Below are 13,728 nucleotides of genomic sequence, written 5' to 3' on the forward strand. Positions count from 1 at the left end.
CTCTTTTTTGTTATGTATATCACACATAAAACACCCTCATACATGAATACAGTTAATGTATAGCTGTAAATATTTCATTAGACGTTGATTTATCTCACGAATAGAATCACTCCAAGTTGATATTTACTTTTATTCATGTGGCAAGCTAATGCTATTAACAACACTTTATATTATCGGTATCACTGCTGAAGCGATGACTGGAGCGCTGGCCGCAGGTAAACGTCATATGGACTGGTTTGGTGTCATGTTGGTTGCGAGTGCAACGGCAATAGGCGGCGGAACAGTACGTGATATTTTACTGGGTCATTACCCGCTAGGTTGGGTGGCTAACCCGCAATATTTAGCGATCACTTGTTTGGCGGGGTTACTGACAACGCTTGTGGCACCACAAGTTGTACGCTTCCACAAAGTGTTTGTATTGCTCGATTCACTAGGCTTAATCGTATTCAGTATTATTGGTTGCCGTGTTGCGATGGATATGGGTCTTTCACCATTGATCTGTATTGTTGCAGCAGTTGTTACTGGGGTCTTTGGTGGTCTTCTACGTGACTTAATGTGCCGCCGCTCACCCTTGGTACTGCACAAAGAACTCTATGCTTCTGTCGCCTTTCTAGCTGGCGCGATGTACTACGTAATGATGCACTTTGCCGTACCGGAAATGATTGCCACAATCAGTACGTTAGTTGTCGGTTTTACGGTTCGTATTGCTGCCGTGCAGTTTGGCTGGAGCTTACCGATTTTTCGCTTTGATGAACTCGATGAAGTAGAAAAGAAACTGGAACCAAAAGCCTAGAGACAGATAAGAAATTTAGACCAGCCGACATGTCCATGTAATAAATCATGTCGTTACCACTATCGGTTGGTTACCTGAACGGAAAGGAACTAACGAAAAAGCGAGAGCCAGAGCTCTCGCTTTCTATATCTAGCGATCAAGAAAATACGACGATTAGATTTTTGGTGTTTCCGTTACTACATCGGCATTTTGGCCACGATGACGCAGTAAGTGATCCATTAACGTAATTGCCAACATCGCTTCCGCAATTGGCACGGCACGAATACCAACACAAGGATCATGACGACCTTTGGTGATCACTTCTGCACTTTCACCCTGACGAGTAATCGTTTCACCAGGAACGGTAATACTTGAAGTTGGCTTAAGTGCAATGTGTGCGACAATATCTTGCCCTGATGAAATCCCGCCAAGAATGCCACCCGCATGATTTGATTTAAAGCCATCAAGCGTCATTGCATCACGGTGTTCACTACCGCGCTGCTCAACCACCTCAAAACCATCACCAATTTCAACGCCCTTCACGGCATTAATGCTCATTAATGAGTGGGCAACATCAGCATCTAGACGATCGAAAACTGGCTCACCTAAACCAACTGGTACATTGCTCGCCACAACCGTTAATTTAGCGCCGATGGAGTCGCCTTCTTTTTTCAGCTTACGAATAAGCTCATCAAACGCTTCAACTTTATCGGCATCTGGACAAAAGAATGCATTCTGTTCAACTTGATCCCAATCGACTTTATCGATTTTCACATCGCCCATTTGCGATAGGTAAGCGCGCACTTCAATACCATGCACTTGCTTTAGGTATTTCTTCGCAACAGCACCAGCAGCAACTCGCATCGCTGTTTCACGAGCCGATGAACGACCGCCACCACGGTAATCACGTACACCGTATTTTTGATGATAGGTGTAGTCAGCATGGCCCGGACGGAATAAGTCTTGGATATTAGAGTAATCTTTTGAGCGCTGATCGGTATTTTCGATAAGCAAGCCAATGGATGTACCCGTTGTTTGCCCCTCAAAAACACCTGACAGGATTTTCACTTCATCGGGTTCACGACGTTGCGTTGTATATTTAGACGTGCCAGGGCGGCGACGGTCTAAATCATGCTGCATATCAGCTTCTGTCAACGCTAGTCCCGGAGGACAGCCATCAATAATGCACCCTAGCGCCAAACCATGGCTCTCACCAAAAGTCGTTACGCGAAATAGTTGTCCAATTGTATTACCTGCCATTACTTCCTCTGTCTATTTACTGCCGCTGCATTCACCCGATAGCGAAGCGCGCAACCAAAGGCACACCTCGTGGCCTACGGTATAAGATGTTTTCATCAATGAGTACATAGTGCAAATTCATTGCCGGGAATGCAAGCAGGAATATTCGCACTCAACCGCTAAGCAATATCGGTACTAAACATTGCCGCAAAAAGATCCCTATACGCACAGATATAAAAATGGGAGCACTAGGCTCCCATCTCTGGCATATCGTTAACAAAAGTCGCTTTACGCGTCTTTCTTCGATTTCCACTTTTTAATACCCGTAGAGCCAGAGTTTCGGCCTTTTGGTGCATCACCCTCTTCGCGTTTTGGCTTATTGAAGCCCGGTTGATGGTGACCCGGCCTCGTCCCTCTACCTGGACGAGGCGATCGGCGCTCATCCTGACGGCGACCGCCACGTTCTTCTGTTTGACGCGTGCGGTTAAAGTCACCTTTACCTTTATAGGTTTTGTACTTCACGTCACCGTCTCGGCTGTTGCTATTATTGTCTTGCTGACGGCTATCATAAAGCTTTGCATCGGTCGCTTTTTGAATCGATTGCCCTTCACCATCAACTCGAGATGCTTCTTCCGTCTTACTCGAACCCGCAATTAAGCTGTGAATTTCCGCGATTTCAGCATCGGTTAGATAACGCCATTTGCCGTTTGGTAGACCATCAATACTGATATTCATGATGCGTACACGGCGCAGTTTGAAAACATCGTAACCCAATGCTTCACACATACGGCGGATCTGACGGTTCAAACCTTGTGTCAGGGTAATTCGGAATGAATATGTCGTTTCTTTGGTTACTTTACATGGCAGTGTCACGGTATCAAGAATTTCGACACCAGAAGCCATCTTATCAAGGAAGACTTGAGTAATTGGCTTATCAACACGCACCACATACTCTTTTTCATGCGAGTTACCAGCACGGAGGATTTTATTGACGATATCGCCGTCGTTGGTCAGGAAGATCAAACCGTCAGACGGTTTATCAAGGCGACCAATCGGGAAAATACGCTTACGGTGACCAATAAAGTCTACGATGTTGTCTTTAATATGGCGTTCAGTCGTACAGGTGATCCCTGTCGGCTTGTTCAGTGCAATATAAATTGGCTTTTCTTTTGCACGAAGCGGACGGTCATCAACTAAGACTTCATCATTAGGCTGTACTTTTACACCCATCTCAGGTTGTTCACCGTTGATGGTCACTCGTCCTTGATCAATAAGCTTGTCCGCCTCACGGCGTGAGCAATAGCCTGTATCACTAATATATTTATTTAAACGTACTGCTTTGGCTTGTTCGCCATTACCAGCAGCATTCTGAGGCTGATTCTGAGACATGATGTTCTTCTACACTAAGCGTTTCGCAACGCGATCAAGGTGGTACCAAATCAAATTTGGTCGTCATTCCTTTAATTCTACCAACACCTACCACAAGAGGGAAAGAAAACATGAGGAATAGCGATAGACAAGCCCGCCTACATCAGTACATTTTATGAAAATGCCACCTCGCAGTGGCATTAAACACAATCAATTATGACGTATGTTTTTCGTATAGCGCGATGCGAGTCGATACCTTCTTCAGGTAGTTCTTAGTCTCGTCATACGGTAAGTCTTGAAGCAACTTTTGATATACTTCATCAGGGCTTAAGGTATTAATCACTTTTGCGGCTTTACGAATGTTCCGTGAACCATCAAGGTTAAACGCCTTGGCTACATTCCCAGCCCCAGTATTGTATGCTGCGATAGTGCAGTACAAGCGGCTGGTTGGGTTTGTAATTGTTTTTAAATAACTCTTATCAAGAATATTTAAGTATGCCGTCCCTGTTTCGACATTCACGTCAGCCATATATAATTCATCAGGGCGCATTGGTCCATTGATTTTACGGATCCGAGCATTCACATCGTGTCCCGCAGTTGTCGGCACAATTTGCATCAGCCCATAGGCAGGGATCGGTGATTTAGCTTTGGGGTTAAAACTCGATTCTGAGTGCATGATAGCCATCACTAGCGCCGCAGGGATATCAAATCGTTCACTTTCTTTTTCAGCGAAATCCACATATTTAGCAGCTCGCTTTCCAAGCCCATTTTCAGGTAACTGAATACGGTATTCGATGATCTTTTTCTTGGTCAGTAACGATGCTTTCGCTCTCGCGTCCTCATAGGTTTTATCCAAGCTCTCTAAGCGCTCTGCTGTCAACGTAAGTAACTGCTCTTTTTTCTGCAACGCAACGCTATCAACCAAACCGGTGCTGATTTTAGGGCTTGCTGCCAACAGCGATTCTGACTCTTTGTCGATTTCCTGAAGCTGAGTGCGTGTCTGTTCAACAATCACTTTCTTTGCTGCCGTTACTACCTCATCAGAAAAATCAACCGCTGCTTCAACAACCTCACCAACGGGAATTGAGGAGGCTGCATCCAAAGCTTCAGTCAATGCAGAATCTCCTGCTGATAGTGCTTGGGCTGTGGCTTGCTCCAATTGCTGTTTTGCTTGCTCAATACTGGTATCGGCATCAACGACCAGTGCAATGGTCGCTTCATTTTTTTCGAAATCCACCAGCGTTCGTGTCTCTTTATTGTCACTATAATCAACACTTATGTGACGTTGAGAAACCCTACCATCACCCCATTTGGCGATGACCTCTGCACGGTATTCATCAAACTCTTTTAGGTATTCACTCCGCCAGCTTTCATATTCACCTAAATAAGCTAAAACAAAAGCTTCAAATTCAGCATCTCGCTGAGACTGTGGTTGGTTTGCTTCTGCCACTGCAGCATCAAGCTCTGCAAATGGATCGTTGGCATGGGCGAATGGCACTGACAGTAGCAATGCGCAATAACAGGCTAATCGAGTTAATTTCATCTCGGTTCCTTTTTCTGTTCTGTTAAAAGCCATAAAAAAAGGCTACCTAAGTAGCCTTTTAGCAGCCGTGGGCTGGCTTACTGGATCATTGAGCTCAATGCTTGCTGAAGGTTTTCTTCAGCTTTCTTGTTATTGAACTTATTCCACAAGCCAGATTCTTTATTACTAGCCGCTTCAACAACTTGAGCTACATTGTTGTCGTACGTCGCCTGATCCATGCCAACTAACGTATATAGGCCACCCGCAGGGCTACGCTGAGATACAATAACGCGGCTGTTTGATAACGAGCGAGAGGTCATCGTTTTTGTTACCGACTCAAATTGCTCGTTCACATTCTCGGTCACAGCCTCACCCGTAGACTCAACCGTTGCAGCCATTGCCTGCTTGAACATGGTGTTCACGTTTGACTCAAACTGCTGAGCCAAGCCTTTACGCGCATCATTCACAGCAATAGTGCGCATTACACTCATGCCTGCAGCACTTTTCTTGGCGTAACCTACACTGCCAATGGTAATGCTTGCTGGCATTACATCACACACCCAAGCTGGTGCTTCGTGCTGCACTGAATCAGGGTAGTAACAAGTGAGATCTTGAATACTGTTACTGCTTGTTGATTGGCAGCCAGACAACCCAAGAACCAGAGCGCTCGATAAAAGTAGTTTTTTCATTATTGATTAGCCTTTACCGTTAAGTGATTCGTAAATTTCCCAGCACGCTGGTTGCAGTACTTCTGGTAAGTCGTTACAGCCACTGTCGTAGCGCGCTTCAACTAGGTCGCCACGCTGAATTTTCAACGCATTTTTCTCATCGATACCCACCCAAGAGTAACTTGGCTTTAAGCCTTGGCGGTTATCTTCTGCCGCTGTTTTACCTTCACCAACCGGGTAAAATTCAATTTCTTCTTCACCGTTTGCTAGCTTCACTTTTTCAACTGATGAAATTTCAACAGTTTGTTCAGGACGAATACCTAACGTGGTACCCATATTAACGCGAACCATGGTGCCGTATTCATCACACTGACGGAGCTCTTCGACCACACCACTTGGTGCTAGCTGGTTTTTAAGATCGTCATTACGGTTAACCGCATTTTTTGCTGCACTTTCAATAATGCGCTTATATTGTCCCTTTGAAATTGGGCAATCTGAATCTGGGTAGTCTTGATCGAAAGAGCTTACTTCAGAGGCTTTAATTTCAATACGCTTTAGTACTTCCATGCTTGGCAATGCAACTACTTTTACTAGACCTTCAACAGAGCCTGTAAACGTACATTCTGCTGGGTAGTACTTCGACTCGCCATCATCATTGGTTTTAGTTTCTTCATCATCGAAAGAATATTTCATGCTCGACGATGTCACTTCAGCCAGTACCGCATAGTCAGCAATCGCCACACCTGAGGTGTTGTAACGGCCACTTTCTTCTGCCAGCTTAATTTCTTGCTTCAATTTTCCCGCTAATGAGCGATCAACTAACTTAGCACCAGATTCATCCACTTGGCTCTCTAGGCGATGCTGGAAAGCCGTTGCCATGATCGATGGGAACTCAACACCACGAGCAATATCAACCGGTAATACGATGGCTTTTTTACCTTGCGATGTGGTTACAGCAACATCACTTTGCGGAATGTTGATTGCTGTACTTGAATGGCAAACGCCTTCAGGGGCTGACGTGCTCATACAACCTGTCAACAGGGTTGTAATGCTTGCTGCTAATAATAGTTTCTTAGACATAAACCAAATTATCCAATTATTGTTATATAGAGTTAAATTACACCCAGGAAGTGCCATAGTCCTTGGTCACTTATTTGGGCGGAAAAATGACGAGAAGCACTCTCTTTCGCTCGGGTAAAGTTTGTAATAGAGTTCCCTGTTGCAATCACTTCGCTACTGGCAACGGTTTTACCGTTTTTATTTTTCAGTGCGAGCTTGGCGATCACTGTTGAAATATACGCCTCACCAATCTTACTTTGTCGCCAATGTGTTGTTAGCACGATTTGATGGCTAAAAGCATTTCTGCTTGATGATGAATTAACTGTTGCTATGTTTTTTTCAGACAAATGGTTTTCGATAAAATTTCTCATCCAAGCGTCACTCTTTTCAGCATTGACACTGAATAACAAACTATTTTTTATTTTATTTACTTGACGCTCTAGCTCAATAACATTGTCAGATGGAATATTATTTTCACTGCTATTACTTGCGGCCAGTAACATCGCTTTTCGGGTTAATAAATTTTGTTTATCGCTGTCAATGTCGCGGTTATTCAACCACCAAATTAAAGGGTCGCTATGCTTGAAATTAATTAACTCAGTTTTTGCATTTTCATCAATGGTGGTGAGCTCTTGTTTGAGTTGGTGAATAATATTTTCACGAGAGATAACCGCTTCAACATAGTAAATACCATCTCGTTGTTCACTACGGTTGTAGCTAACACCACTTAAAACAAGTGGAGCCGTTTTTACATCAACAACGGTGTCACTTTGCGTTCTGTAGTTTTCATCACCATTTACATCTCGAACGACCTGACGTACATACCCTGATGATTCGACTTGAGTCCAAAGCTTCTCATTCATTTGGCTCATTGCCGATCGTTTGGCATTTTTCAGCGTACCGCCATGACCTACAGCATATAGCGACATGTTGGTATCAACTGTTGGGTTTAAGGCCCATTCCGGTGTGCTCGTAGACTGACACCCAGACAGCATCAAACCACCAACCAGTGTCAAGGTAGCTTTAATATTCATCGTAACTCACTGCTAACTAATTAAAAAAAGCATTAAACTCAAAGCGGGTTAACATTGCTTCAACCATGACATCAGAAGGAAGCTCTGAAATAGCATATAGGTTTGGCACTGCGGTGCGCATTGTCTGTAATTCGGAAAAATCGAGATCATCGCCAGTATTCAGTTTATGGTTAATCGCTTGAATATTTTGCAAGCTATCCGTTGAAACTAAACCGTAATCAACAGCACCAATGACTAAGTTATAGAACATTGCATTACGTCCTAATGAGTATGACTGTGCGTAATAATCAAGATTGCCATTATCCGTATAATAATTTTCCAACTCAGTTTTTTGGGCTGAAAGAGGCATATCTAACAGCACGGTATCGGTATATGGAATGTTTATCGTAAAGTCATTTTTCAATGCCGTAATACTGTATCCAGCAACACGTTCACTTTTAATTGCAATAGTCAGTAAGTACTTATCTTCACCGTAATAATAAAAAACCACACCATTGTCTAACTTAGATGATTTTGATGCCTGAGCAACACCCATTAAGTCATCAATATAGTCTTGTGTTTGTCCGATTTTTATTTTAGATAATTGTTCATATTCGATTTCATTCGTCCAGTTAGTAATGATGGATTCATAAATCATTTCTACTGCATCTTTTGTGTCATTCCACTGCCCTAACGACAGCATAATCGCAGCAACAGCCAATGCGACACTATGCATTTTTATCCAAAAGTTTGGTTTGGATATTGTTATAGATTCTTCACTTTGCATATTTTTATTTTTTAGATAGATAAGTTTTCCTACTGAATATATCCAGCGGGATTTAAATTAACAAAATATGTTATTTCTCTAATTCCTTACATTCAATATGGCAAGCAATCAAATGCTTGCAATTCGACCAAAAAAAACAAAAGTGATCACTAAGCGATCAAATAAAACAGCATTCAATAATTAGTCAAAAAACTGGCGCTCAAATAACAATCATAACTAGCCTAATCCACTGATTAAATGTGTTAAGTATGACTTCGGAAGATAATGCCTGCAGGGAATAACAGATGCAGACCAGGTTTAATTTATAGCAACGTAATAGTAGTGAACTAGATGGTTTTTAACTTAGGTATTGCCATTAATTGAATAAATAATCAGATAGGTATTAACAGAGGAATAAAAAAAGCCGCCTAATAAAGGCGGCTTGAAGGGTTAGTCGTTTAACCGTTTACTTTTGATCAGTCGCTGGAATATCACCATGTGTTGGTCGTCCAACATAATCATGCTGCAAGGCTTTTTCCAATTGCTCTGCAACATGACCTGGCGATTTAGTCTTACCAGATACCAATCGGTACATGGCAGGGATCACTAACAAAGTAACGAAAGTGGCAAATGCCATACCAAAGAATACAACCGTACCCACTGCAACCCTGCTTTCTGCACCCGCACCAGTAGAGACAATAAGCGGTAAAGCACCAAATAGTGTCGTAAATGCGGTCATCAAGATAGGGCGTAAACGACGTTCTGAGGCATCAATAATGGCCTTTTCGAACTCAACACCTTTATCGCGTAGCTGGTTCGCAAACTCAACGATCAAGATACCGTTCTTAGTCACCATACCGATTAACATGATCATACCGATTTGACTGAAGATATTGAGGCTTTGATCCATGATCATCAACCCTGCCAAACCACCAAAGATCCCCATCGGTACCGTTAGCATAACGACCATTGGGTTAATGAAGCTTTCAAACTGAGCAGCCAATACTAAATATGCCACCAGCAACGCTAAACCAAATACCATCAGGATACTGCTTTGATTCTCGCGGAAATCTTTCGATTCACCAGCGTAATCAATAACAATATCACTCGGTAACATCTCAATTGCCTTTTCATCAAGGAAATCTAATGCTTCACCCAAGGTATAGCCAGGCACTAAATTCGCTTTTAGAGTGATCGACTTCTGCTTTTGGTTATGGCTCAAACGCTGTGCTGATGCCACTTCCTCAACTTCAGCAACAGATTCCAATGTAATAAGCTGGCCTGTTCTCGTCCGGACATATATCTGGCTTAGATCTGTCGCATTATTAAAGCTATTTTCATCACCGCGAAGGTATACATCATACTCCTCGCCACGGTCGATGAATGTCGTTTCACTGCGACCGCCCAACATGATTTCAAGCGTTTCAGCGATTTCAGCTACTGGCACACCCAGCTCTGCAGCACGTTGACGGTTTACACTTACAACGAGCTCTGGGGTCGTTTCAGCGTAGTCTAAGTCAACACCTTCCATCATAGGGCTGTCTTCTGCTAACGCTTTCAGTTCTGTCGCCCACTGGAACAGTTCACTATAATCAGCACCGTTTAACATGAACTGAATTGGCTCAGATGAACCACCACGGAAACCTGGCATAAATGGCCAAACTCGAATGTCAGGGATCCCTTGAAGTGAGTTTCGGACAATGCCTAACGCTTCTGTTGCGGATACATCACGATCTTCCCAATTTTCCAGCTGCATGATGACGAAGCCAGTCTGATCCCCTGCTCGCCCACCAAAAGCTGGTGTTTGAATAGAAACAGATTTGATCACCCCTTCACCAACCATCGGTAATAAGCGTCTCTCAACTTCCTCAACGTTACCGACCATACGGTTATAGCTCGTTCCTTCTGCGCCTTTCACAAACGCAAAGATCACACCACGGTCTTCTTGTGGGGCAAGTTGTGACGGTACTGATTTCATCAATACGGCACTTAAACCAATAAACGCAATAATGACGATTGGCGCAGCATAGCGGAAACGTATCGCGATGGTTACTAACTTACGATAACCACGCTCAAGCTTGGCAAACAAATGATCAACCCATTGATTAAACTTGTTTTTCTTCGTGCTAGCTTTGAGCAACTTACTACCAAGGACAGGACTCAGGGTTAAAGCTACCAGTGATGAGAACACCACGGCGACTGCTAATAATACAGCAAACTCAGTAAACAGCGGCCCTACCATGCCATCCATAAAGGATATAGGTAGAAAGACCATCACCAAAACAACCGTAGTAGCAACAACAGCAAAACCAACTTCACGCGTACCTTTATAGGCCGCTAATAAAGGCGGTTCGCCTTTCTCTATATGGTGATAAATATTTTCAACCACCACGATGGCATCATCGACAACCAAGCCAATGGCAAGGATCAAAGCCATTAAGGTCAATAGGTTGATTGAGAAGCCTAAGAAATAAGCCACCATAAAAGCAGAGATCAATGAAACGGGTACGGTGATCGCAGGGATCAACGTTGCTCGTGCCTGACCAATAAAGATATAGAGAACCAAAACAACCAGTAAACCAGTTATAAATAAGGTGCTATATACTTCGCTAATAGAACGATCGATGAAAACCGTTGAATCATAGTCGACGTAAAGCTCCGTACCTTCAGGCAAGAAACGTTGCATACGTTCAACTTCGGCATAAACATCCGAAGCTACGTTAAGCGGGTTAGCATCGGTCATTGTGACCATGCCAAGGCTTAGGTTCGAGATACCGTTATTTTTGAAAGTGGCATTTTCATTTTGTGCCCCAATCGCCACTTCAGCGACATCTTTTAAATAAATAGGTGAGCCATCTTCTGTTGTACGAACAACTAAATAGTCGAAATCTGACGCATCACGATACAAACGCGCAGTTCGCACCGACATGGTCGTCGTATCATTGCGCACTTCACCGCCTGGCAACTCGACATTTTCGTCATTTAACGCATCAACAATATCTTTGGTTGTAACTCCGCGCCCTGCCATTTGAGATGGCTGTAGCTTGACATACATAACGCGGTAGAGCGCACCACTTAAGTCAACCGAACTAACACCATTGATTAAACTAAAGCGATCCATTAAAACACGTTCAGCGTAATCTGTTAGCTGAGAGCGATCCATGGTGCTCGACGTCAGGTTGATGTATACCGCAGGTTCACCTGAACCATTATCTTTCGATACAACAGGGTCATCAGCTTCATCTGGTAGGCGACGTTGGGCACGAGATACTGCATCACGTACATCACTCACCCCCTCCGTCAGGTTCCACCCCATTTCAAATTCAACTTGAATACGTGATGAGCCATTACGAGTTGTAGAGGTAATACTGTCAATACCACTGATACCCGACAGCTGATCTTCCAGCACCGTCGTTACCCGGCTTTCCATGATGGTTGCCGAGGCACCACTGTATGACGTTGATATACTGACCACCGGGTTTTCAACATCCGGCATCTCGCGCACTGACAACTTACTAAATGAAACTGCACCAAACACACACAAAAGCAGGCTTAATACAATCGCAACGACTGGCCGCTTAACTGAGACATCAGATAACCACATTAGGCACCCTCTCCGCTTTTCGCTAATAGGGTGTCAGTAATATCATTAACCTGTAGCCCATCACGCATGTTCACCAGCCCTTGCACAACAATGCGGTCACCGATATCAATACCAGATTCAATCACCACTTCATTTTCAACGCGTACTCCAAGTTGAACCTCAGTACGCTTAGCTGTTCCAGCTTCATCAACTAAATAAACAAAGCGTTTCGTACCCGAGTACTCCAATGCCTGCACTGGCACAATAGCCGCCTCTTGCGGAGTAAACCCAATATTGGCTGCCATCAACATGCCAGGCTTTAACTGGCCATCCTCATTTGTAAAGCTCACTCGTACACGAATATTCAAAGAATCCGCTTGTACTCGAGAGTCAATGGCTTGGATTTCACCGTGGAACTCACGATCAGGCCATGCCTGACTCGTTGCGGTTACTTTGGTTCCTTCACGAAGTTGTGAAAGGTATTGCTCTGGCACCTGAATATCAAGACGCATGGATGAAAGGTCATCTAAAGAAAACAATTCACTACCAACAGTCAGCATATGGCCAGCACTAAAATCAACCAAACCGACAGTGCCAGAAAAAGGGGCATTTATCGCATGATCATTAAGCTCTGCTTGTGCCGCTTGTAACCTCGCATCAGCAATGCTAACACTGGCTAGCTGTGCATCTAATTGAGTTTGTGTAATTGCCCCACGACCGACTAAGCTTTTAAACTCGTTATATTTTCGCTTTTCATCATTTAAATACGCTTGCGCTTCTGCAAAAGCAGCACGCGCTTTAGCATCATCTAATTGTACTAACAGCTCGCCTTTTTCAACTTTGCTGTTCACGCCAACAACAATACGATCCACCTTTGCTGCCACCTGCGTTGCAACATTGACTGAACGTTGCGCTTCAAGTTTACCGATAAGGGAAAGAGATTGAGCGATAGAGTGGGATGAAACAGTACCAGTTGTTACTGGAACTTGCCTTCCTGCACCGGGACCAGCCTTTTGCTCTGAAGCAACAGACTGCCCTTGGAAATATAAAAAACCACCACCCGATAAAGCAGCCGTCACCATTGCTGCCACAAGGATTTTTCTCATTGTTCAATCCACTTATAAAAATCTGCAGTGATGATATCTGAACCAAGCCTGTAGTGGGGTAAAGAAATGTAAAGTTAAGCAATATTACGTTTATAAATTCCATTCAAAACTCGCGAAAAAGCGGTTTATGCCATCACAATCAACAATATGATGAAAATAACAGCATCTAAACTTAATTTCTAAGGAAAAGGGTTTACAGGTTCAGTCGGTTTGTTATTATCCGCTCCGCACTTGTGGAGGGGTTCCCGAGTGGCCAAAGGGATCAGACTGTAAATCTGACGGCTCTGCCTTCGATGGTTCGAATCCATCTCCCTCCACCATTATTCTTGAAAGCTGTTCCTAACTTATGTAAGGTACGTCTTTCCGTTTGAGCAAGTTGTCTTGCCAAACAAATTGGTTTGTAGCCAATACAATTTAGCAACACCCCGTGGAGGGGTTCCCGAGTGGCCAAAGGGATCAGACTGTAAATCTGACGGCTCCGCCTTCGATGGTTCGAATCCATCTCCCTCCACCATCAATTTGAAAATTGTTTTACTCGTAAGAGTGGCCAAACAGTTTTCTGGCTTTTAAAGCCAAACAATTAGCAACACCCCGTGGAGGGGTTCCCGAGTGGCCAAAGGGATCAGACTGTA

The 13,728-nt window shown here is 43.7% G+C and carries 10 protein-coding genes and 2 tRNA genes; 3 read left to right on the forward strand and 9 right to left on the reverse strand.

Translation table 11 applies throughout. The annotated features are described in order from the left end of the window. The first annotated feature begins 148 nt into the window (after window positions 1-148). Window positions 149-793 (forward strand): trimeric intracellular cation channel family protein, encoded by a 645-nt coding sequence (locus tag L4D09_RS02405; protein WP_428455889.1) that lies wholly within the window; start codon window positions 149-151, stop codon window positions 791-793. Between the two features lie 153 nt (window positions 794-946). Here the strand turns inward: L4D09_RS02405 and aroC are convergent, their stop codons facing one another. The 9 genes from aroC to L4D09_RS02450 all read right to left on the reverse strand — a co-directional run bounded on the left by aroC (window position 947) and on the right by L4D09_RS02450 (window position 13,096). Continuing rightward, the gene (gene aroC, locus L4D09_RS02410) at window positions 947-2,032 is read right to left on the reverse strand and encodes a chorismate synthase (protein WP_428455890.1); all 1,086 of its coding nucleotides are present in this window, start codon (window positions 2,030-2,032) and stop codon (window positions 947-949) included. 267 nt (window positions 2,033-2,299) lie between these two features. Next, a complete protein-coding gene (rluF, locus tag L4D09_RS02415; protein WP_428455891.1) occupies window positions 2,300-3,400 on the reverse strand; it encodes a 23S rRNA pseudouridine(2604) synthase RluF in 1,101 nt (366 codons plus the stop codon). 193 nt (window positions 3,401-3,593) lie between these two features. Beyond that, entirely contained in the window at window positions 3,594-4,922 is a 1,329-nt protein-coding gene (locus tag L4D09_RS02420; protein WP_428455892.1) for a transglycosylase SLT domain-containing protein, read from the reverse strand. Between the two features lie 77 nt (window positions 4,923-4,999). After that, window positions 5,000-5,590 (reverse strand): hypothetical protein, encoded by a 591-nt coding sequence (locus tag L4D09_RS02425; protein WP_428455893.1) that lies wholly within the window; start codon window positions 5,588-5,590, stop codon window positions 5,000-5,002. Between the two features lie 6 nt (window positions 5,591-5,596). Beyond that, window positions 5,597-6,649, reverse strand: coding sequence for a hypothetical protein (locus L4D09_RS02430; protein WP_428455894.1), 1,053 nt, complete (start codon window positions 6,647-6,649; stop codon window positions 5,597-5,599). Between the two features lie 32 nt (window positions 6,650-6,681). After that, complete coding sequence (locus tag L4D09_RS02435; RefSeq protein WP_428455895.1) at window positions 6,682-7,662, reverse strand: hypothetical protein; 981 nt, start codon at window positions 7,660-7,662, stop codon at window positions 6,682-6,684. Between the two features lie 16 nt (window positions 7,663-7,678). After that, entirely contained in the window at window positions 7,679-8,377 is a 699-nt protein-coding gene (locus tag L4D09_RS02440) for an ETEC_3214 domain-containing protein (RefSeq protein ID WP_428455896.1), read from the reverse strand. A 496-nt stretch (window positions 8,378-8,873) separates the two neighbouring features. Next, window positions 8,874-12,011, reverse strand: coding sequence for a multidrug efflux RND transporter permease subunit (locus L4D09_RS02445; protein ID WP_428455897.1), 3,138 nt, complete (start codon window positions 12,009-12,011; stop codon window positions 8,874-8,876). Next, on the reverse strand, window positions 12,011-13,096 hold the full coding sequence (locus tag L4D09_RS02450) for an efflux RND transporter periplasmic adaptor subunit (RefSeq protein WP_428455898.1): 1,086 nt from the start codon (window positions 13,094-13,096) through the stop codon (window positions 12,011-12,013). The genes L4D09_RS02445 and L4D09_RS02450 overlap by 1 nt, the downstream gene beginning before the upstream one ends. A gap of 235 nt (window positions 13,097-13,331) precedes the next feature. Between L4D09_RS02450 and L4D09_RS02455 the strand changes: the two genes are divergently transcribed. After that, window positions 13,332-13,416 (forward strand) — tRNA-Tyr (locus L4D09_RS02455). Between the two features lie 109 nt (window positions 13,417-13,525). Next, window positions 13,526-13,610 (forward strand) — tRNA-Tyr (locus tag L4D09_RS02460). Window positions 13,611-13,728 lie beyond the last annotated feature (118 nt).

This window comes from Photobacterium makurazakiensis (assembly GCF_050336715.1).
In the GTDB taxonomy this organism is placed as follows: domain Bacteria; phylum Pseudomonadota; class Gammaproteobacteria; order Enterobacterales; family Vibrionaceae; genus Photobacterium; species Photobacterium makurazakiensis.

Excerpts from the sequence above, each read along its gene's own strand:
- rluF (WP_428455891.1), bottom strand. The coding sequence starts at position 3,400 with ATGTCTCAGAATCAGCCTCAGAATGCTGCTGGTAATGGCGAACAAGCC.
- L4D09_RS02420 (WP_428455892.1), bottom strand. The coding sequence starts at position 4,922 with ATGAAATTAACTCGATTAGCCTGTTATTGCGCATTGCTACTGTCAGTG.
- L4D09_RS02430 (WP_428455894.1), bottom strand. The coding sequence starts at position 6,649 with ATGTCTAAGAAACTATTATTAGCAGCAAGCATTACAACCCTGTTGACA.
- L4D09_RS02450 (WP_428455898.1), bottom strand. The coding sequence starts at position 13,096 with ATGAGAAAAATCCTTGTGGCAGCAATGGTGACGGCTGCTTTATCGGGT.
- L4D09_RS02435 (WP_428455895.1), bottom strand. The coding sequence starts at position 7,662 with ATGAATATTAAAGCTACCTTGACACTGGTTGGTGGTTTGATGCTGTCT.
- L4D09_RS02445 (WP_428455897.1), bottom strand. The coding sequence starts at position 12,011 with ATGTGGTTATCTGATGTCTCAGTTAAGCGGCCAGTCGTTGCGATTGTA.
- L4D09_RS02425 (WP_428455893.1), bottom strand. The coding sequence starts at position 5,590 with ATGAAAAAACTACTTTTATCGAGCGCTCTGGTTCTTGGGTTGTCTGGC.
- L4D09_RS02440 (WP_428455896.1), bottom strand. The coding sequence starts at position 8,377 with ATGCATAGTGTCGCATTGGCTGTTGCTGCGATTATGCTGTCGTTAGGG.
- aroC (WP_428455890.1), bottom strand. The coding sequence starts at position 2,032 with ATGGCAGGTAATACAATTGGACAACTATTTCGCGTAACGACTTTTGGT.
- L4D09_RS02405 (WP_428455889.1), top strand. The coding sequence starts at position 149 with ATGCTATTAACAACACTTTATATTATCGGTATCACTGCTGAAGCGATG.